General features: G+C 72.5%; 10 protein-coding genes. 2 read left to right on the forward strand and 8 right to left on the reverse strand.

The window, feature by feature from the left end:
• Positions 1 to 13 precede the first annotated feature (13 nt).
• Complete coding sequence (locus ACIQVZ_RS00400) at positions 14 to 805, reverse strand: hemerythrin domain-containing protein (protein ID WP_350885300.1); 792 nt, start codon at positions 803 to 805, stop codon at positions 14 to 16.
• A 282-nt stretch (positions 806 to 1,087) separates the two neighbouring features.
• A complete protein-coding gene (locus ACIQVZ_RS00405; protein WP_350885302.1) occupies positions 1,088 to 2,155 on the reverse strand; it encodes an alpha/beta hydrolase-fold protein in 1,068 nt (355 codons plus the stop codon).
• Between the two features lie 433 nt (positions 2,156 to 2,588).
• Between ACIQVZ_RS00405 and ACIQVZ_RS00410 the strand changes: the two genes are divergently transcribed.
• A complete protein-coding gene (locus tag ACIQVZ_RS00410; RefSeq protein ID WP_402445864.1) occupies positions 2,589 to 3,332 on the forward strand; it encodes an SDR family oxidoreductase in 744 nt (247 codons plus the stop codon).
• A gap of 92 nt (positions 3,333 to 3,424) precedes the next feature.
• Here the strand turns inward: ACIQVZ_RS00410 and ACIQVZ_RS00415 are convergent, their stop codons facing one another.
• The 5 genes from ACIQVZ_RS00415 to pulA all read right to left on the reverse strand — a co-directional run bounded on the left by ACIQVZ_RS00415 (position 3,425) and on the right by pulA (position 15,787).
• Positions 3,425 to 4,987 carry an AMP-binding protein gene (locus ACIQVZ_RS00415; protein WP_402445867.1) on the reverse strand — a complete coding sequence of 521 codons (1,563 nt, stop codon included), beginning with the start codon at positions 4,985 to 4,987 and terminating at the stop codon, positions 3,425 to 3,427.
• Positions 4,988 to 5,043: 56 nt separating this feature from the next.
• Positions 5,044 to 5,268: a hypothetical protein gene (locus ACIQVZ_RS00420; RefSeq protein ID WP_402445870.1), complete on the reverse strand. Its 225-nt coding sequence runs from the start codon at positions 5,266 to 5,268 to the stop codon at positions 5,044 to 5,046.
• A gap of 137 nt (positions 5,269 to 5,405) precedes the next feature.
• Positions 5,406 to 7,145, reverse strand: coding sequence for a carbohydrate-binding module family 20 domain-containing protein (locus tag ACIQVZ_RS00425; RefSeq protein WP_402445873.1), 1,740 nt, complete (start codon positions 7,143 to 7,145; stop codon positions 5,406 to 5,408).
• A 254-nt stretch (positions 7,146 to 7,399) separates the two neighbouring features.
• Complete coding sequence (locus tag ACIQVZ_RS00430; protein ID WP_402445875.1) at positions 7,400 to 9,736, reverse strand: M4 family metallopeptidase; 2,337 nt, start codon at positions 9,734 to 9,736, stop codon at positions 7,400 to 7,402.
• Positions 9,737 to 10,285: 549 nt separating this feature from the next.
• Positions 10,286 to 15,787 carry a pullulanase-type alpha-1,6-glucosidase gene (pulA, locus tag ACIQVZ_RS00435; RefSeq protein WP_402445878.1) on the reverse strand — a complete coding sequence of 1,834 codons (5,502 nt, stop codon included), beginning with the start codon at positions 15,785 to 15,787 and terminating at the stop codon, positions 10,286 to 10,288.
• Between the two features lie 316 nt (positions 15,788 to 16,103).
• Between pulA and ACIQVZ_RS00440 the strand changes: the two genes are divergently transcribed.
• Entirely contained in the window at positions 16,104 to 17,069 is a 966-nt protein-coding gene (locus ACIQVZ_RS00440) for a phosphatase PAP2 family protein (RefSeq protein WP_402445879.1), read from the forward strand.
• 100 nt (positions 17,070 to 17,169) lie between these two features.
• On the opposite strand, the gene ACIQVZ_RS00445 is transcribed toward ACIQVZ_RS00440, so the two are convergent.
• The gene (locus tag ACIQVZ_RS00445) at positions 17,170 to 20,202 is read right to left on the reverse strand and encodes a bifunctional [glutamine synthetase] adenylyltransferase/[glutamine synthetase]-adenylyl-L-tyrosine phosphorylase (protein ID WP_402445882.1); all 3,033 of its coding nucleotides are present in this window, start codon (positions 20,200 to 20,202) and stop codon (positions 17,170 to 17,172) included.
• Positions 20,203 to 20,267 lie beyond the last annotated feature (65 nt).

Here is a 20,267-nt window from a genome sequence, read left to right on the forward strand (position 1 = left end):
AAAGGACCGGCGGTCAGTCGGCGACACCGCCCAGGTCGCTGCCCCGCGCACCGGCCGGGCTCCACAGCGGCGCCGTGCAGCGCTGGTAGGTGGCCTGCCAGTGCGGCCAGTTGCGGGCCACGTCGTCGTCGCACTCGGCCAACAGCCGCTCCACCAGCGCCGGTTCCACACCATCCAGCAGCCAAGCCAGCGCGTCCGCCGTCCCCGGGCCGTCCGCCGAGCGCAGCAGGTCCATCAGCTCGCCCAGGCCGCCGAGCCGGGAGCCCTCCGGGACCACCCGCTCCATCCGGGGCAGCAACTGGCGCTCCTCGATCCGCAGGTGGGTCTCCAGCCGGGCCGCCAGGTCCTCCATCGCGTACGCCACCGGCCAGGCGCTGCCGGTGTCCCGGCTGGCGATCCGCACCAGCGTGGTGACCCGGGTGAACGAGTGGTCGAGGTTGTGGTGGTCAGCCTCCAGCCAGTTGAGCAGCAGCCGCAGCTCGGGGGCGAAGCGGCGCACGATCGGCCAGATCCGGCTGTCCTGCTGCTCGTGGTGGCAGGTCAGCATCGCGGTCACGAAGCTCCAGTGCCGCAGCAGCGCCTCGCCGGCGTCGTCCTCGCCGGGCTGGAGCAGCCGCAGGGCGTTGGGCAGTCGGGCGAGGTCCCGGCGCAGCGCGGCGTGCACCAGTCGCAGTCCGGCGAAGCGGGCCGTCGCCGGCTCCTCGCCGACGGCCCGCACGGACACGGCCGCGACCCGGGTGTCGACCCCGGACCCCGCCTGCTCGGGCACGGAGGGGGACGGCTGGGGCAGCAGATGGATCGGCATGGCACTCTCTTCACGACGTCGTGGGGCGGGCGGGGCCGGCCGGTGGAGCGGCCCCATCCAAGGTGCTCACAGTCGATCAAAAGTGAATCAATGTCCGATTGACGCGCAGGTCACGGGCGCGTGCGCGGGGGAAGCGGCGCCGCGCGGGAGCCGCCCCGCGATCGCCCGCCCCGGTCTCCGGACGCCGCCGGAACGCCGTGGGCCCGGGACACCTGGGTGCCCCGGGCCCACGGCCTGCGGGTCGTCGTACGGCTCGTCGTGCGGACGGCCGTGCGGCTGGGATCAGTCGGCCGCCGGGCCCGCCAGGTTCTTGGTGAGCCACTCCAGCGTGTCCGGGATCATCTTCTTGAAGTCCGAGGTCAGGTGCTTGCCGCCGGGCTGCTCGTAGTACTCCAGCGACACCGGCGGGGCGGCCTTGGCGACCCAGCCCTTGACCAGCTTGGTCTCGTACGGGTTGGCGCCGCCCGCGGTGACCAGCATCTTCACGTCGGCCTTGCCCTGGGCGACCAGCACGTCGGGGTTGTTGGCCTGCCGCTCGGCGTCGTGGCCCTTCCACAGCCCCGAGTCGGGAACGTAGTAGCCGTCGATCGGGACGGCGGCCTTGTAGACGTCCGGGTGCTGGAGGGCGAGCTTGGCGCTGCAGAAGCCGCCGGTGGAGGCGCCCATCACGCCCCAGCCGTCGCGGCCCTTCACGGTGCGGAAGTTGGCGCGGACGAAGTCCGGGAGGTCCTGGGACATCCAGGTGCCCATCTTGGGCTGGCCCGGGATGTCGGAGCAGTCCAGCGCGTTGTGCTCGTCGCTGTTGAAGTTCTGCACCGGCATGATCATGATGAACGGGTGGGACTTGCCCGCCTTGACCAGCTGCTCGTTCTCCTCCTGGATCGGCAGCTGGTTGTCGGTCCAGGTGTTGTAGCCGTTGCTCTGGCCGCCCGCGAAGAGGGTGAGCACCGGGAAACCGGTCTTGGCGAACTTGGGGTCGTTGTACTCGGGCGGCAGCCAGACCCAGACCTTGCCGGAGACGCCGGACTTCGCGCCGGTCACCGTGGTCACCATGATCGGACCGGCGGACGTGTCCCGGGCCTTGCTCAGGGTGGCGGCCGGGCCGGTGGGCATCAGCACCTTCCCACTGGCGGCCGCGGGCTCCGCGGTGGTGGGCGCGGGCGTACCGCCGCCACCGGCGCTGGGCGAACCCCCCGTGGCGCTGCCACCGGTCGCACCCGGGGTGCCGGCCGCCTTGGCGCTGTCCCCCTTCCCGCCACCGGAACTCCCGCAGGCCGCCAGCGAGGCGGCCAGGGCGAGCACGGCGGCGCCGGTCAGGACGGCGCGGGAACGGGACGACTGCCTAAGCACGGTGAGGACTCTCCGACCGATGACACGCCCGGTCCGTCTGACCGGGCTGTGGCCCCCCGGTGGGGCCGGACAGGCCGGGGGCGCGACGCTGGTGCGGTCCCCGGGGTGGCGGCGCGTCCTCCCTCGCGGTGGCGCGCCTTCCTGCGATCTTATGACGTGGACCGGGGTGGCCCGGTTGCGCGGTGGCCACCGGAAATCCAATGTTTGTTCGCGATCAGGTAAAGGCCTTCACCACTCCCCCCGGTCGACGGGGGCCGGACGGCGGGGAGCACGGTCCGGGGCCTGTCCGGGGGTGCGGATTTTGGGGCCTTCGACCAGTGACGGCGGCCGTCGCATCCGCGACGATCGGCTCACGCCCCAACCGACCCGAGCCCAGTCGAAGCCGAAGCCGAAGCCGAAGCCCAGCAGACCCGAGCAGACCCAGGAGAACGCCATGCCCCAGCAGATCGCCGTCGTCACCGGAGCCGGGAGCGGAGTCGGCCGGGCCGTGGCGGTCGAACTGGCCGCGGCCGGCTGGCGGCTGGTGCTGGCCGGCCGGCGGGCCGAGCCGCTGCGGGAGACCGCCCGCCTGGGCGGCACGCCGGCCGCGGTGGTGCCGACCGACGTCACCGACCCGGCGGCGGTGGACGCGCTGTTCGCCGCAGCCGTCGAGCGCTTCGGCCGGGTGGACCTGCTGTTCAACAACGCCGGCACCTTCGGCGCGGCCGTGCCGGTGGAGGACCTGGAGGTCGAGGCCTGGCGGGCGGTGGTCGACCTCAACCTGACCGGGGCGTTCCTCTGCGCCCGGGCCGCGTTCCGGCAGATGAAGGCGCAGGACCCGCAGGGCGGCCGGATCATCAACAACGGCTCGATCTCGGCGCACGTCCCGCGCCCGCGCTCGATCGCCTACACCGCGACCAAGCACGCCGTCACCGGGCTGACCAAGTCGCTGTCGCTGGACGGCCGCCCGTACCGGATCGCCTGCGGGCAGATCGACATCGGCAACGCGGCGACCGACATGACCGCCGCGATGAGCACCGGGGTGCGGCAGGCGGACGGGCGGATCGCGGTCGAGCCGACCATGGACGTGGCCGACGTGGCCCGCACCGTCCGGCACATGGCCGAGCTGCCGCTGGAGGCCAACGTGCAGTTCGCCACCGTGATGGCGACCGCCATGCCGTACGTCGGACGGGGCTAGGCCCGCCGTCGTGGGCCCGCCGCCGTAGGCCCGCCGTCGTGGGCCCGCCGTCGTGGGCCCGCCGTCGTGGGCCCGCCGTCGGCCGCCCGCCGTCAGCCCGCCACGGACTCGCGCAGCCGCTTCTTGTCCGGCTTGCCGACCGACGTCAGCGGGATCGCGGCCACGAGGTGCAGGGCCTCCGGCGCGTAGATCCGCCCCTTGTGGGCCGTGACGAACGCTCGGACCTCCTCCAGGTCCGGCCGCTGCCCCGACGCGGCGACGACGGCGACGTGGACGTGCTCCGCCTCCTGCGCGTCGCGCACCCCGAAGACCGCGCACTGCGCGATCGCCGGGTGGGTGAGCAGCAGGTCCTCGACCTCGGACGGGTAGACGTGCCCGCCGACCACGATGATCTTGTCCTTGAGCCGGTCGGCCAGGTAGAGGTAGCCGTCCGCGTCGAAGTAGCCGATGTCGCCGGTGTTCAGCCAGCCGTCGCGCAGCACCTCGGCGGTCAGGTCGGGCCGCTTCCAGTACCCGGCCATGACGGTGTCCGAGCGGACGTGGATCTCGCCCTGCTCCCCCGTCGGCAGCCCGGTGCCGTCGGCGGACCGGATCGCCACCTCGATACCCGGGAGGGGGCGGCCGACCGCGATCTGGCCGCCGTGCCCGACCCGGTCGTGCTCGTGCGGGGCGAGCATGCAGATGTTCTGCGCCTCCGACTGCCCGTAGCCGCTCCACAGGACCGGCCCGAACACCTTGAGCGCCTCGCGCACCCGGGTGGGCGAGGCCGCGCAGCCGCCGTACGAGACCCGGCGCAGGCTGGACAGGTCGGTGCGGCCGATCGCCGGGTGGTCCAGCAACTGGTAGAGCAGCGGCGGCAGCACCCACAGGTCGGTGATGCGTTCGCGCTCGATCGCGGCCAGCACCGCGCCGGGGTCGAAGGAGCGCTGGAGGACGACCGCACCGCCGTGGTGGAGCGTCAGGTCGGAGAAGAGCCCGGCGAGGTGGGCGAGCGAGGTGGCGGCGAGGAAGCGGGGCGCGTCGCTCTCCGTGCGGCCGGGGATGTCGAAGACCTTCCGGTAGGCGCCGTGCAGGCTCCGGATGCCCTTCGGGATTCCGGTGGTCCCGCCGGTGTGCCGGATGCCCCAGTCGTCGTCCGGGCCGACCCGGACGGCCGGCGGCTCGGCGGACCGGTGGGCGCAGGCGGCGATCACGTCCTCGCCGATCGCATCCGGTCCGGGGCCGAGGCGGAGCACCGTCGGCACGTCGATCAGGGGCAGCAACTCGGCGGCCGCCGGGTACCGTTCGGCGTCCACGAGCAGGACGGCGGTGTCGACGCTCGTCGCGATCTCGGCCAGGGTCGAGGCGCTCATGCCGTCGTAGAGGTTCACCACCCGCGCACCCGCGAGGCCCGCCGCGTAACGGGCGCTCAGCGCCTCGGCGGTGTTGCCGGCGAGCAGGGTCACGGTGTCGCCGCGCACCACGCCCCGGGCGATGAGCTCGTGGGCGAGGCGGTAGGTGGCGGCGACGAAGTCACCGGCGGTGATCTCGACGCCGTCGGCGGTGGTGATGGCCCGCCGGTCGGGGTCTGCGGCGAGGGACTGAAGAATCAGGGCGGGCGCGCTGACGAACTCCGGTTCGTTCACAGCCACTTCTTCCTTGCAGTTTGCAACCATGCCCTCACCCTAACCCAACCCCACTTTCGGGGATGGGAGTTGGACCGGCGCAGCGTTCACTCGTCGTGCGAGTGGCGGTAGCGGAGCGAGCCGGCACCGTCGCCGTCCAGCCGGTAGACGCTGGTGGTCGGCCGGTACTCGCCGCTCTCCGCGGCGGGCAGGCGGGCCCGGAGCAGCATCCGCAGGGCGGGTGGCGGGGCGGCGGCGTTGACGCGCTTGCGGTGGCCGTCCCAGCGGCCGCCGCACAGTTCGAGGTCGAGGACGAGGGGGGTGGTTCTCATCCCGCGATCGTGTCAGCGCTGCCTCGCCGGCCGAGGTTTGAACCGGCACGGCCACCCACACGAGGGACCCCCGTCAGGCCGGGCTGACGGGGGTCCAAGGGCGGCCCTGAGGAGCGACAAGCGCGACACCCGGGGCCCTACGGCCGCCAGGTGTCGTTCAGGGTGACCGGGCCCGAGGCCGACGCGGTCGCCGTCCGGTTGGCCCCGGACTCCCAGGTCACCGCGCCGCTCGCGTCCTTGCGGACGTACTTGTACTGGAAGGCCGTGCCGGCCGGCAGCGCGAGCGACAGCGACCAGACCGGGTAGCCGGCCGAGGAGAGCGGCAGCGCCTTGGCCGGGTCCCAGCCGCCGAGCGCGGCGATGTCGCCGACCACGTAGACGTTCTGGCCGTTGACGGTGGTCGCGTTGACGTTGAACGAGGCGCCGGAGGCGTTCGCCGCCCCGCCCGGGACGTACAGCGCGATCGCGTCGCCCGCGCCGACCGTCGCGGTGAACTGCCCGTTGGCGCCCACCTGGTAGGTCGGGCCGGTGCAGCCGCCGCCCGGCTGCGGGTCGCCGTGCTGGACGTCGCAGTAGGTGCCGGCCGCGAGCCCGGTCTGGAAGGTCCGGGTGATCGGGCCGCTCTCGTGGTTGAGCGCGACGTAGCCCTTGTTGCCGCGGCCGAAGGCGATCGCGTTGTTGCCGTTGGACCACCAGTTGGTCACGCCGGTGCCCGCGACGGCGTTGCGGAACCCGACCATGTTGGCCACCTGCCGCCAGGCGTGGGTGCAGTTCCAGCCGTCCTGGTAGCAGGCGTTGACGGTGCCGCCGTTGGGCGGGCCGGCGTCGTTGTTGGTGAAGGCGTAGCCGGAGTAGACGTTGGGCGCACCGTACGGCGAGGCGAGCAGGAAGACGTTGGCCAGCGTGTAGGTGTTGCCGTACGTGTAGTTGAGGGTGGAGCCGTTGCGCTCGGTGTCCCAGTTGTCGACGAAGGAGCGCGCCTGCCCGCTCGGCAGGTACCCCCAGGAGGCGCCCCAGCCGGACAGGTTGGCGAGCTTGTCGCTGGTGAACATCCGCTTGAGGTCGGTGCCGACGCGGAACTCGTCGACGTCGCCGGTGCCGGTGTACTCGCCGGGCTGGACCGGTTCGCCGGCGCCGTAGATGACCTCCTGCACCCAGTAGGCCTTGGGGTTGGCCGTCTTCGCCTTGATGGCGGCGAGGTCGCCGGCGGCGATGTGCTTGGCGGCGTCGATCCGGTAGCCGTCGACGCCGAGGGAGCCGAGGTCGTCCAGGTAGCGGGCGATGGTCTGCTGGACGTACGCGCTGCCGGTGTCCAGGTCCGCGAGGTTGACCAGCTCGCAGTTCTGCACGTTGGAGCGGTCCTGGTAGTTGGTGATCGGCTGGCGGCAGGAGTGGAAGTCCTGGTCCTGGTAGGTGCCGGGGTAGGTGTACTTGGTGTACGCGGTGCCGCCGGTGCCGGTGCCGGAGCCGGCCGTCATGTGGTTGACGACGGCGTCGGCGATGACCTTGACCCCGGCGGCGTGGCAGGTGTCGACCATGTTCTTGAAGGACGTCCGGTCGCCGAGCCGACCGGCGATCCGGTAGCTGACGGGCTGGTAGGAGGTCCACCACTGCGGGCCCTGGATGTGCTCCTGGGGCGGCGAGACCTCGACGAAGCCGTAGCCCTTCGGGCCGAGCGTCGAGGTGCAGGCCTGGGCGACCGAGTCGAAGCGCCACTCGAAGAGGGTGGCGGTGACGTCCTTGCCATTGTTGGCGGGTGGGGCGGCCTGGGCGGCGGGGGCGCCGAGGGAGGTGGCGAGCGAGAGCGCCAGGGCCGCCGAGGCGGCGAGGGCGCCGGCCGCGCGGGCGGTCCGGCGGGTGGGGGCGGTGGTGACCACGTCGTCTCCTGGGGGTGGCTGGGGTGGGGGCAGCCGGGGGGTGGGCCGTGCGGGAAGAGCCATGCAGGAAGTTTCTGTAACTTGCCGGAAACTTGCAGCGCTGAACCTAGGGCCGCCGGGAGAGAGCGTCAAGAGCCCTGGAGGAACGTTTCTGCACCGCCTGGGCCCGGACGCACGACAAGGGCCCGGCAGCCGTGGCCGCCGGGCCCCTCACCTGTCCTGGTTCACCGGGCCCGCGGGGGCCCGGTCCGGACTCAGCCGGTCTGGATGGAGGTGTCGTCGATCACGAAGCTCGTCTGCAGCGAGGCGTCCTCGGTGCCGGTGAACTTCAGGGTGACCGTCTGGCCCGCGTAGGACGAGAGGTCGAAGGTCCGCTGCTGGTAGCCCGCCGCCGCGTCCACGTTGGAGTACGTCTTCAGCGTGGTGCCGTTCACCGACACGGCCAGCTTGTCGTACGCGGTGCTGCCCGACTCAGCGGTGTCGATGTGCAGCCAGAAGCTCAGCGTCGCCTTGCAGCCCGCCGGAATCGTCACCGTCTGCGCCAGCGTGTCGGTGTGCGAGGAACCGTAGCCGTTCAGCCACGCCTTCCACGAACCGCCGTGCGCCGCCTGCGAGGAGCTGTTGTCCACCACGCCGGAGCTGGTCGTCCACGGCGCCGCCGAGCCCGTCTCGAAGCCCGCGTTGCCCAGCAGCTGCGCCGGCGTGCACGTCCCGCCACCGCCACCGGTCACCGCCCAGGTGAAGCTGGTGGTGCCGGACTTGCCCGCCGAGTCCTTCACCGTCACCGTCACGCTGGACGAGCCCGCCGTGGTGGCGGTACCGGTGATCACACCCGTGGACGCGTTGATCGCCAGCCCGGCCGGCAGACCCGTCGCACTGTACGACAGCGGCGCGGTACCACCGGAGGCCTTGATCTGGAGGTTCACCGCACCGCCGACCGCGGTGGACTGGTTGCCCGGGCTGGTGACGGTGATGCCGCCGGGGTTGGGCAGCGAGCCGACGTTGACGGCGGCCCAGGCCGTGGCGACCGCGTTGTACTCGGCGCTGTTCGCGCCGTACAGGTCGGTGGCCGCGTTCAGGGTCGCGGTGCGGGCGGCGGCGTAGTTGGTGGTGGAGGTCATGTACGCGGTCAGCGCCTTGTACCAGACCTGCTGGGCCTTGTCCCGGCCGATGCCGCCGACGGTGATGTTGTTGACCGTCGGGCTGTTGTAGCTGACGCCGTTGATCACCTTGGCGCCGCTGCCCTCGGCCAGCAGGTAGAAGAAGTGGTTCGCGACACCGGACGAGTAGTGCACGTCCAGGTTGCCGACGCCCGAGTACCAGGAGTCGGCGGAGGTGCCGTCCTTGGAGGGCTTGTCCATGTAGCGCAGCGGCGTGCCGTTGCCGTTGATGTCGATCAGCTCGCCGATCAGGTAGTCCGGGTTGTCGGCGGGCAGGTTGGCGTAGAACTCGACCATCGAGCCGAAGATGTCCGAGGTGGCCTCGTTGAGGCCGCCGGACTCGCCCGAGTAGTTCAGGTTGGCGGTGGCCGAGGTGACGCCGTGGGTCATCTCGTGGCCGGAGACGTCGAGTTCGGTGAGCGGGTGGGTGTCGCCCGAGCCGTCGCCGTAGGTCATGCAGAAGCAGCTGTCGTCCCAGAACGCGTTGACGTAGCCGGTGTCGTAGTGTGCCCGGCTCATGGCGCCGACGCCGTCGTTGCGGATGCCGTTGCGCCCGAAGGTGTTCTTGTAGAAGTCCCAGGTGGCGGCCGCGCCGTACTGGGCGTCGACGGCGGCGGACTCGCGGTTGCTGGCCTGGCCGTTGCCCCAGGTGTCGCTCGACTTGCTGAACAGCGTGCCGTTGCCGGAGGTGCCGTTCTTCATGTCGGTGGTGTACTGGCCGCCGCGGGTGGCGTCCTTCAGCGAGTACGTCGAGCCGCTCTGGGTGGTGGTCAGCGGCACGTTGCCGACGAACACGCCGTTGCCGCTGCCGCGCTTGATGCCGTCGGCCTTGCTGAGCACGTCACCGGTCTTGGCGTCGGTGACCACGTGCAGCTTGCTCGGGGTGCCGTCGGACTCACGGCCGGAGACGACGGTCTCCCAGGCGAGCTTCGGGGTGCCGTCGGCGGCCCAGACGACCAGGCGCGGCGCGGTGTCGACGGCGGCGCCCTGCTCGGCGGCGAGCGCGGCGGCCTGGGCCTTCGGGGCGGCCTGGGCCGGCGTGGTGCTGACGCCGCTGAGGTCGGCCTCGCTGGCCTTGGTCACGCTCTTGGTGGCGCCCGCGGCGTCCTGGTGGACGATCAGGTCGCCGCCGAGCACCGGGAGTCCGGCGTAGGTGCGCTCGTAGCGCAGGTGGCGGCCGCCGTTGGTGTCCTGGACGACGTCCTTGGTGACCAGCTTCTCCTGGCTGCTCAGGCCCAGGGCCTGGACGAAGGACGCGGACTGCTGGTTCGCGGAGGCGATCAGCGCGGCCCGCTCCGACTGCTGGGCGGCGACGGCGGACGGGGCGTCGGGCGTCGCGGCCTGCGCGATGACCGGTATGCCGGTCACCAGCAGCGCGGTGGTTGCGGCCATGACAACCGCGGCCTTCCGGGCGTGAGCGTAACGGGACATGCGGACTCCTTTTCCGACCGGCGCGGGTTCGCACCGGTGGAGAGAAACCTGGGCCGCAGGGTTGCGGCGCAGTGGGGGCCCCCGCCCGGGGTGTGCGACGGGGGTGCGATTGCGGTGCTCACAAGTCGTGGCAGGTTTGGGACGCGCTGCACCTGAACTGGTCAGCCGCACCGGGGGGTGGGGCCCCCTCGTCTGCAGCCGCAGGAATCGTGGCAGCAAACGAGTCGTTAATGACAGATGCATGCCACGGAATGGCCGATTCATTACCGAAACCGTATGCATGACTGTTCATCAGTTGTGTTACCCCTTTGAGAACTCATGAACACGGTTTTCATGATCCGGGGAATGTTCGATCACTTCCGGATGTCACTGACCAGCGCTCAGGGCTCCCGCCCGCACCACCCGGTGGCCGACGGCGCCGGGCGGGGGCGGCACATCACGCTTCCGGCCGTGCCATCGGCGCTTTCCGGCCACCGGGCGGCCAAAACGAAACGGGTCCCGCACCGCCCCAACGGCGGTGCGGGACCCGGGGGTTCCGGCGTTCGTCGATCAGCCCTGGACGAACACCGCCACGGTGCGGCCCGGCACGGTGAAGGTGCCGGTCACGGCGTCGAAGCCGGCCTGCTTCACCACCGCGTCCGCGCCGCCCGCCTGGACCGGGTGCAGGGCCTGGCCCGTCCCCTTCAGGGCCGCCACGGTCTGCGCCTGCGCGGTGGGCGTGGCGTTGAACACCACGGTGACGCCCTTCTCGGCGCCCTTCAGCCCGGTGCCGTCCAGGTGCAGGGTGATCACCCCGGGCGTCTCACCGGGCGTGCCGGAGAGCGGGTAGGACAGCCGCTGCTGGACGGCGGCCAGGGTGGGCAGCGAGAACAGCGGCGAGGACTGCTTGATCCGCAGGAACTCCTGGTACTGCGCGGAGGTCGCGCGGATGTCGGCCGCTCCCACGGTCAGCCGCGGGTTCGCCAGCAGGGACTGCGCGGTCGGCCACATCTCCTTGTTGTCGGCCGCCGGCGGCAGGCCCCGGCCCCAGCCGTTGCCCTGCGACGGGTCCCAGTGGATGGCGTTGAACCAGTCGCCCGAGTCGTAGGAGTTGGCGTCCAGCGACTTGGAGCGCAACAGGTCGCTGCCGGCCTGGGCGAAGCCCGCGCCCTGGGTGAGCGCGGTGAGCGAGAGCCCGAGCGCCTGCATCCGGGCCCGGTCGGCGGGCGCGGTGCCGGTCGGCAGCTTGTACGCGAGCGCGTCGAACAGGTCGGTGTTGTCGTGGGCGTCCACGTACTCCACCGCCTCGCCCGGCTTGGCCGCGTACCCGGTCGGGGCACCGTTGTAGTCGACCTGCGCGCCGGTGACGGCCCGGCCCGAGCTGTCGGTGAAGGAGTAGCCGGCCAGGTTGCCGGTCAGTCCGACCTTCAGCTGGTCCATCTGGTGCAGCAGCCGGTCCTTCTGCTCCTGCGGGGTGCCGTTGGCGGGCGAGCCGTTGGGGTCGGTGTACAGGCCCGAGGCGAAGCCCTGCTGCGGGGCGGAGTTCAGCATGAAGTTGCCGCCGCGGGCGGCGTCGCGGATCCGGTCGTCGAAGGTGGCGATGCCGGTGCCGGCCAGGTTGAGCTGGGTGGCCTGTTCGAACCGGGCGTTGTTCGCGACGACGCCGAAGTTCCAGCCCTCGCCGTAGAGGAAGACGTTCTTCCCGTCGATGCCGTCCGAGGCGGGCGTCATCTTCCGCAGCGCGGCCTGCACGTCCAGCATGGTGGACTTCGGGTCCAGGCCCATCAGGTCGAAGCGGAAGCCGTCGACCTTGTACTCGCGGGCCCAGGTGGTCACCGAGTCGACCACGAGCCGGTTCATCATGGCGTGCTCGGGAGCGGTGTCGGCGCAGCAGCTGTCCGCGGTGACCTTGCCGTTGTCGTCCAGCCGCTGGTAGTAGCCGGGGACGACCTTGTCCAGCACCGAGTGCTCGGCCTGGCCGCTGGCGGCGGTGTGGTTGTAGACCACGTCCAGCACCACCCGCAGCCCGGCCTCGTGCATCGCCTGCACCATCCGCCGGAATTCGACGGTGCGCGCCGCGCCATTCGGCTCGGTGGCGTAGGACCCCTCCGGCACGGTGTAGTGCAACGGGTCGTAGCCCCAGTTGTACGCGTCGTCCGCGGCGACGGCCGCCACGCATTCCTGCTGCTTCGGACCGTCCGGGGGAAGGGACTTCAGGTCGCAGGCCGGCAGCTTCTGGTCGGCCCGGTTCTCCCGGATGGTGGCGATGTCGAAGGTCGGCAGCAGGTGGACGGTGGTCACCCCGGCCCGGGCGAGCTCCCGCAGGTGCCGCATGCCGGCCGACTGCGACTCGGTGAACGCCAGGTAGGTGCCGCGCTCGGCGGCCGGGACGGTGGTGTCCTCCACCGAGAAGTCCCGGACGTGCAGTTCCTGGATCTGCTGCTGCGCCGGCGGGACGGCCTTGGGGACGTTCTGCTCCTCCCAGCCCGCGGGCTTGAGCTCCTTGGCGGCCAGGTCGGCGACCAGGCTGCGCCTGGAGTCGGTGGACAGCGCGACCGAGTACGGGTCGGTGACGGTGTTGACCACCACCTGCTGGACGGAGGGCGCCCAGACCTTCACCTGGTACAGGTAGTACTTGCCGTCCAACTCGCCCTTGTCGCGGACGACTTCCCAGACGCCGGTCTCGTCGTCCAGCTTCAGCGGCAGCGTCTTCGGGGTGCCGCCGGTCGCGCCGTCGAAGACCTGGACGGACACCTCCTGCGCGGTCGGCGCCCACACCGACAGCGCCACCTTGCCGTTGTAGTAGGCCGGGCCGAAGTCCACCCGGCCGGTGCGGCGCGCGTAGAGGTCGTCCAGCACGCCGGGGGTCTGCACGCCGGTGGCGGCCAGCACGGCGCCGCTGGGCAGGTGTTCGGTGAACAGCAGCTGGCTGCGCAGCGCGGCCGGGACTCGGGCGGTGTCCCGGGCGTCCACGGTGAAGGCCCGGTAGCCCGCCAGGTGCGGGAACGCGGCCTTCTGCGCGGCGGTCAGGCCGCCCTGGGCGGCGTTGAGCCTGATCCACCGGCCGGGCTTCGTGAGCACGCCCTTGTCGGCGCGGATGCCGCCCTCGGGGTCGTACACCAGCTGGGCGCTGGTGCCGCCGGCCAGGGCGGCGTCGCCCGCACCGTAGGCCGCCGGGACGACGACGGTCCTGGCGTCGATCCACTGGGCCTTGGCGCTGCCGAGGTCCACCTGCGCGGAGGCGGCGGCGTTCTGCGGCAGCAGGTGGCCCTCGCGGCCGCCGAGCAGCCACACCTCGCGGCCGTCGACGGCGAGGTCCAGGGACTGGTCGGTGGGCAGGTCCTTGTCGTTGCCCTTGTGCAGGATGTAGCTGAGGCTGGTCGCGCCGGGGGCCAGCGGCACCTCGAAGACGGCGCCGAAGGCGTCGCGGCGCACCGGCATCAGGGGCTTGCCCCAGTCGGTGGGGGTGGCGGCGCCGGTCCAGTCGTGCAGGCCCCAGCCGTCGTAGTCGCCGTCCGGCCGGTTGTAGTGGAGGACGGCGGTGTCGGCGGGCTGGGTGTTCGCCGGGCCCGGGTCGGCGGTGCGCACCGCCGGGTCGCCCTGCCGGATCCAGACCTCGCCGGTGGCGCCGACGTCGACGTGGCGGTCGGCGTCGACGTCCTTGACGCCGTTCTTCTCGACGACGAACCCGACGTCCGAGGCGCCGGGCTTGAGTTTCACGTAGGCGAAGGCGCCGTACGCGTCCCGGCCGGTGAAGGCGTGCCCGGCGGGCCACGGGGTGGCCTCGCCGTCGGCGAGGTCGCCCCAGGCGTAGAGGTTCCAGCCGTCGTAGTCGCCGTCCGGCCGGTTGTAGTGCACGACGGCGTACGGGCGGGCGCCGGCGGTGGGCACCGGCTTGGGCGCGGGGGCGCCGGTGGTGAAGCTCGCGGTGGCGGAGCGCAGCCGGCCGCTGGAGTCCTGGACGACGGCCTTGTAGCGGACGACCGTGCCGGGGGCGGTGGCGCTCAGGTCCTGGGTGACCAGGTTCTTCCCGGTGTCGGCGGTGCCCAGGGTCTGCCAGGGCCCGGTGCCGATCTGGGCGGCGAAGGTGACGCGGTTGAAGCCGCCGCCGGTCGTGGCGCCGACGGTGACGGTGCCGCTCGAACCGTCGGCCGGCGGCTGCACGGAGAGCTGCGGCGCCGCCGTGGTGGGGGCGAGCCCGGCGGCCGCCTTGAACACCACCGAGGAGAGCGCCGGCACCGTCACGGTGACCTTGCGGTCGGCGCCGGAGGTCACCTTCCCGCCCGTTGCCGGGTAGATCCGGTCGAAGCCCGTCCCGGCGGAGAAGGTGTCCAGGGAGACGGTCTTCGCCTCGGCGGCGTTGTTGACCGCCACCAGGTACTCGGTCCGCTGCCCGGCGTCGATCCGGGAGAAGGCGTACACGCCCGCGCCGTCGGCGGCGTAGCGCTCGATCTGGGCGCCGTCGGCGAGGGCCGGGTTGTCGCGGCGCAGCTTGGCCAGCGCGGCGACGTCCTGGTAGAGCGCGCCGCCCTGCCCGTACCGGTCGGCCGGGCCGGAGGGGCCGCCGAGCACCCGGTCACTGTTGTAGGAGGGCGTCTTCGAGGCGAACATGTCCTGCCGGGCGTCCTGGTCGCCGCCCGCGCCGGTGAAGCCCTGCTCGTCGCCGTAGTAGACGACGGGCTGGCCGCGGGTGAGGAACTGGAGCTCGGTGCCGAGCCGGTCCTTCTTCAGCAGGGTGGCCTCGTCGGCGCCCGGGTTGTCGGCGAGCAGGAAGGAGCCGAACCGGCCCATGTCGTGGTTGCCGAGGAAGGTCGGCAGCTCGTACGCGTCGGTGTCGGCGGTGGTGTAGCGGTAGTCCTGGCCGTAGACGTCGGCGAGGTTCTTCGCCGAGCCGCCCTGGGAGACGTAGCTGCGCGCGGCGCCCTGGAACGGGAAGTCCAGGGTGGCCTGGAGCTTGCCCTTGGTGACGTACGGCGAGGTGATCGCCGGGTCGCCGGAGTAGACCTCGCCGAACATGAAGAACTTCTTGTTGCCCTGCTTGGCGGCGAAGTCCTTGAGCGCGGGCGCCCACTGCTGCCAGAACGCCATGTTGACGTGCTTGACGGTGTCGATCCGGAAGCCGTCCACGCCGGCGTCCTTGACCCACTGCTGGTAGACCTTCTCGAAGCCCTTCACCACCCGGGGGTTCTGGGTGTCGAGGTCGTCCAGGCCGCTGAAGTCGCCCTCGGTGGCGGACTCGCCGACGAAGGTCGAGTCACCGCGGTTGTGGTAGAGCGCGGGGTCGTTGAGCCAGGACGGGGTCTTGGCCGTGGCGTCGGCGGGCTTGCGGAAGACCGGGGTGTAGGGGAAGGAGTCCTTGGTGAGCCGCGGCCAGGGCGCGCCCGCGTCGGCGATCGCGGTCTCGTCGACGGGGTTGCCGTCGGCGTCGAGGGTCGGGTAGGCGCCGACGGAGCGGTAGCCGTGCTGCTGCTCGGCGTCGTCGATGACGTCGGCGGTGTGGTTGGTGATGACGTCGAAGAAGACCTTGATGCCGCGGGCGTGCGCCTTGGCTATCAGGTCCTTGAGCTGGTCGTTGGTGCCGAAGTGCGGGTCGACCTGGGTGAAGTCGGTGATCCAGTAGCCGTGGTAGCCGGCCGAGGCCTGGTCACCGCTGCCCTGGACCGGCTTGTTCTTGAAGATCGGGGCCATCCAGATCGCGGTGGTGCCGAGGTTCTGGATGTAGTCGAGCCGCTGGATCAGGCCGGCCAGGTCGCCGCCGTGGTAGAAGCCCTTGTCGGCCGGGTCGAAGCCGTGGTCCAGCCGGCCGCCGGTGATGCCCCCCGTGTCGTTGGCGGGGTCGCCGTTGGCGAAGCGGTCGGGCAGGACGAAGTAGAACTGCTCGCGGCTGAGGTCGTGCCGCCCGGCGGTGGCCGCCAGGGCGGCGTCCGAGGGCGGGGGCGGCGGGGCGGCGGCGAGGGCCGCGGGGGCGCTGCCGAGGGTGGCGGCGGTCAGCGCGGCGGCCAGCAGGACGGCCGTGCGGCCGGGTCTGCGTCGGGGGGTGCTCCGCCGGGGGCGGAGCCGGACATCGGCCACTGAGGGTCTCCCTTAGGGGAAGGGGTGAGCGAGTTCCCTGGAAGCTAGCGGCCTGCAATATGTTTCAGCAAGATGCAGAAACGGTTTCTTTCCGGGAAACTCCAGGCCAGGACCGTTGCTGCCACCCCGATTACGCCCTTGGAGCGGTCGGCGTAACAATGGGACGTATGCCTGTCCCACCGGTAAGCACCAGACCCGACCTCACCCCCTACCCCGGTGGGAGCCTCCCCCTAACCCTCAAGGGGGACAGCCGGTGAAGAATCCACTGCCAGGGGATGATCGGACGGCGACGGGACGTCTGGCAGACTTCTCGTCCATGGGGGAACCGACCAAGATCCAACACGGCCGCGCACCGCGCGCCGAAGCGGCCCGCGGTGACGGTTCCGGAGCACGGCCGGCCTCCTCGGCACGCCTGCCCGACGGAGCCGCCCGCGCCACTCAGTCCCGTGTCGCCGCACTGCGCGGCCGCATCCGCGACCAGCGGCGCTCACCGGCCCGGCCGAAGATCTGGTTCGAACTGGCCCTGATCGGGATCAGCTACTGGGTCTACTCGATCATCCGCAACGCCGTTCCGGAACAGGCCTCGATAGCCCAGAAGCACGCGCGCTGGATCTGGGACCTGGAGCAGTCCCTGGGCATCGCCGTCGAGCGTTCGATCAACCACGCCGCGGACAGCGTCGGGTGGCTCATCACCGGGATGAACTACTACTACGCGACCCTGCACTTCGTCGTGACGATCGGCGTGCTGGTCTGGCTCTACCGCCGCCACCCCGGCCGCTACGTCGCCGCCCGCACCGTGCTGTTCGCCACCACCGCGATCGCCCTGGTCGGCTTCTTCTTCTTCCCGCTGGCCCCGCCCCGGCTGATGACCGACGGCGGCTTCATCGACACCGTGAAGGTGCACGGCACCTGGGGCTCGATGGCCTCCGGGCCCGCCGCGCACGTGTCCAACCAGTACGCGGCGATGCCCTCGATGCACATCGGCTGGTCGATGTGGTGCGGGCTGGCCATCTTCTACCTGGCCCGCCGGACGTGGGTCAGGGTGCTCGGCCTGCTCTACCCGCTGGCCACCCTGACGGTGATCGTCTCGACCGCCAACCACTTCTGGATGGACGCCGTCGGCGGCGTGCTCTGCCTGGGCGTGGGCTTCCTCACCGCCCGCTGGATGTACCACTCCTGGGTCTACAAACTGCCCCAGGTGCCCGCCCGGGAGACGGCGGAGGAGCCGATCACCGTCCCCGAGCAGTGGAGCGAACCCGCGGTGAGCAGCGCCCGCCGGTAGAGCTGCCGGACCTGGACGTACGGAAGGGGCCCCACCCGGGGCCCCTTTCGCGTGCCGGGCCTCAGCCGCCGGCCTCAGCCGCCGGTCCCAGCCGCCGGTCTCAGCCCCCGTAGAACAGCCGCTCCACCACCGCCCGGGCCCGCCGGGTGGTCCGCCGGTAGTCGTCCACCAGCTCACCGCTGTGCCCGGCGCCGTACCCGAGGTAGCGGGCCACCCCGGCCAGCTCCCGGGCCTCCCCGGGGAAGCTGTCGCCCGGCCGGCCCCGCACCAGCATCACCGCCGAACGCACCCGGGAGGCCAGCACCCAGGCCGCGTCCAGCACCTGCGCGTCCGAGCGCCCGACCAGCCCGGCCTCGGCGGCGGCCGCCAGCGCGGCCCTGGTCCGGGTGGTGCGCAGCGCCGGCAGCTCGTGCCCGTGCTGGAGCTGGAACAGTTGCACCGTCCACTCCACGTCGGCCAGCCCGCCGCGGCCGATCTTGGTGTGCGTGGTCGGGTCGGCGCCGCGCGGCAGCCGCTCGGCCTCGATCCGCGCCTTGATCCGGCGGATCTCCACCAGGTCCCGCTCCGGCACCCCGACGCCCGGGTAGCGCAGCGGGTCGATCAGCTGCCGGAACCGCGCGCCCAGCTCCTCGTCCCCGGCCACCGGCTCGGCGCGCAGCAGCGCCTGGCTCTCCCAGGCGTGCGACCAGCGCCGGTAGTACGCCGCGTACGAGGCGAGGGTGCGCACCAGCGGACCGCTGCGCCCCTCCGGCCGCAGGTCGGCGTCGACCAGCAGCGGCGGCTCGGTGGACGGCGCGCCGAGCAGGGTCCGCAGCTCGTTGCAGACCGCCTGGGCGGCCCGGGCGGCGTCCTGCTCCAGCGAGCCGAGCAGCGGCTCGTGGACGAAGAGCACGTCGGCGTCCGAGCCGTAGCCCAGCTCGTGGCCGCCGAACCGGCCCATCGCGATCACCGCGATCCGGGTCGGCAGGTCGCCGTGCTCGGCCTCCCAGCCGGCCGTGCAGGCGCGCAGCGCGCCCTGGAGGGTGGCGGCGTTGAGCGCGGTCAGCGCCTCCCCCGCGGTGTCCAGCGCCTCGGCCGGGTCCTCCCCGAGGCGGCCGAGGACGTCCGCGGCGGCGGTGCGGAACAGCTCCCGGCGGCGCACCGAGCGGGCGGCGGCGACGGCCGCGGCGGTGGATCCGGCCCGGCCGACGGCGGCCAGTATCTCCTGCTCCAGGGCGGCCCGGCCGCGCGGCGCCAGGCCCTGCGGGTCGCCCAGCATGGCGACCGCCTCGGGGGCGCGCAGCAGCAGGTCGGGGGCGAGCCGGCCCGCCGACAGCACCCGGGCCAACTGCTCGGCGGCGGCGCTCTCGTCGCGCAGCAGCCGCAGGTACCAGGGGGTGCGGCCGAGCGCGTCGGAGACCTGGCGGAAGTTGAGCAGCCCGGCGTCCGGGTCGGCCGAGTCGGCGAACCAGCCGAGCAGCACCGGCAGCAGGGTGCGCTGGATCGCGGCCTTGCGGCTCACCCCGGAGGCGAGCGCGCTGAGGTGGCGCAGCGCGGCGGCCGGGTCCGCGTAGCCCAGCGCCTCCAGCCGGGCCCGGGCCGCGTCCGGGGTCAACCCGGCTGCTCCCGGCGGCAGTTCGGCGACGGCGTCGAGCAGCGGCCGGTAGAACAGCTTCTCGTGCAGCCGCCGGACCTCCACCGCGTGCCGCTTCCACTCGCGCTGCAGCGCGGCCACCGGGTCGGAGCGGGTGTCGTCGTTGATCAGCGCGGCCAGCGAGCGGGCCAGCCGGCGCAGGTCCTCCGCGCCGGTGGGCATCAGGTGGGTGCGGCGCAGCCGGTAGAGCTGGATCCGGTGCTCCAGGGAGCGCAGGAAGCGGTAGGCGGTGTCCAGCGAGACGGCGTCCGCCCGGCCGACGTACCCGCCGCGGGAGAGCGCGGCCAGCGCCTCCAGGGTGTTGCCGCTGCGCAGCGCCGGGTCGGTGCGGCCGTGCACCAGCTGGAGCAGCTGGACGGAGAACTCGACGTCGCGCAGCCCGCCGGGGCCGAGCTTGAGCTGGCGGTCCAGTTCGGTGGCGGGGATCGAGTCGATCACCCGGCGGCGCATCTGCTGCACGTCGGTGACGAAGTTGTCCCGGGCGGCGGCCTGCCAGACCATCGGGGCCAGCGCCTCCAGGTAGGCGGCGCCGAGTTCGGCGTCCCCGGCGACCGGGCGGGCCTTGAGCAGCGCCTGGAACTCCCAGGTCTTGGCCCAGCGCTGGTAGTAGGCGAGGTGGCTGGCCAGGGTGCGCACCAGCGGGCCGTTGCGGCCCTCGGGGCGCAGGTTGGCGTCCACCGGCCAGATGGTGCCCTCGCCGGTGGTGTCCGCGCAGAGCCGGGTGAGGGCGGCGGCGAGCCGGGTGGCGGCCTTGACGGCCTCGTGCTCGTCCACGCCCTCGCGCGGCTCTGCGACGAAGATGACGTCCACGTCGGAGACGTAGTTGAGTTCGCGGCCGCCGCACTTGCCCATGCCGATCACGGCGAGCCGACAGGCCCGGGCGGCGTCCTGGTCCTGCTCGGCGGCGAGGTCCAGGGCGGTCTGCAGGGTGGCGCCGGCCAGGTCGGCGAGTTCGGCGGCGGTCTGCGCGAGGTCGGTGGTGCCGGTGAGGTCGCGGGCGGCGATGGCGAGCAGGCAGCGGCGGTAGGCGACGCGCAGCGCGTCCGCCGGGCTGCGGCCGCGCTCCCGGCCGCGCCGGACGCCCTCGGCGAGCGCGCGGCGGAAGTCCTCCGGGCCGGGGTGCATGTCGCGCAGTTCGAAGGTGACCAGCATGTGCCAGTCGTGCGGGTGCCGGGCCAGGTGGTCGGCGAGCGCGGTGGAGACGCCGAGCACGCCGAGCAGCCGGTCGCGCAGCGGCTTGGAGGTGGTGAGGGTGTCGCGCAGGGTGTGCCGTTCGGCCTCGTCGGCGGCCTCCAGCAGCCGGGCCAGGCCGAGCAGGGCGAGGTCGGGGTCGGCGGTGGCGCCGAGCGCGTCCAGCAGCACGGGGTCGTCGGCCAGGCCTTCCAGGCCGGGGCCCGCCAGCAGCCGCACCGCCTGCGCCGGGTCGGTGAACCCGCGCCTGACCAGCCTGATCTCCGGCCGGCTGACCCTGCTCCCGGCCCGCTGCTCGTCCACCGCCATGGCCCCTCCATCCGTCCGCCCCAGCAGGTTACGCGCCCTGACGGCCCGGCGCCGGACACGACCGC

Origin of the sequence: Kitasatospora sp. NPDC098663, assembly GCF_044760075.1 — a bacterium.
Classification (GTDB): domain Bacteria; phylum Actinomycetota; class Actinomycetes; order Streptomycetales; family Streptomycetaceae; genus Kitasatospora.

Coding starts and splice junctions, on each gene's coding strand:
- ACIQVZ_RS00400 (WP_350885300.1), bottom strand. CDS start 805: ATGCCGATCCATCTGCTGCCCCAGCCGTCCCCCTCCGTGCCCGAGCAG.
- ACIQVZ_RS00410 (WP_402445864.1), top strand. CDS start 2,589: ATGCCCCAGCAGATCGCCGTCGTCACCGGAGCCGGGAGCGGAGTCGGC.
- ACIQVZ_RS00415 (WP_402445867.1), bottom strand. CDS start 4,987: ATGGTTGCAAACTGCAAGGAAGAAGTGGCTGTGAACGAACCGGAGTTC.
- ACIQVZ_RS00420 (WP_402445870.1), bottom strand. CDS start 5,268: ATGAGAACCACCCCCCTCGTCCTCGACCTCGAACTGTGCGGCGGCCGC.
- ACIQVZ_RS00430 (WP_402445875.1), bottom strand. CDS start 9,736: ATGTCCCGTTACGCTCACGCCCGGAAGGCCGCGGTTGTCATGGCCGCA.
- ACIQVZ_RS00440 (WP_402445879.1), top strand. CDS start 16,104: ATGGGGGAACCGACCAAGATCCAACACGGCCGCGCACCGCGCGCCGAA.
- ACIQVZ_RS00445 (WP_402445882.1), bottom strand. CDS start 20,202: ATGGCGGTGGACGAGCAGCGGGCCGGGAGCAGGGTCAGCCGGCCGGAG.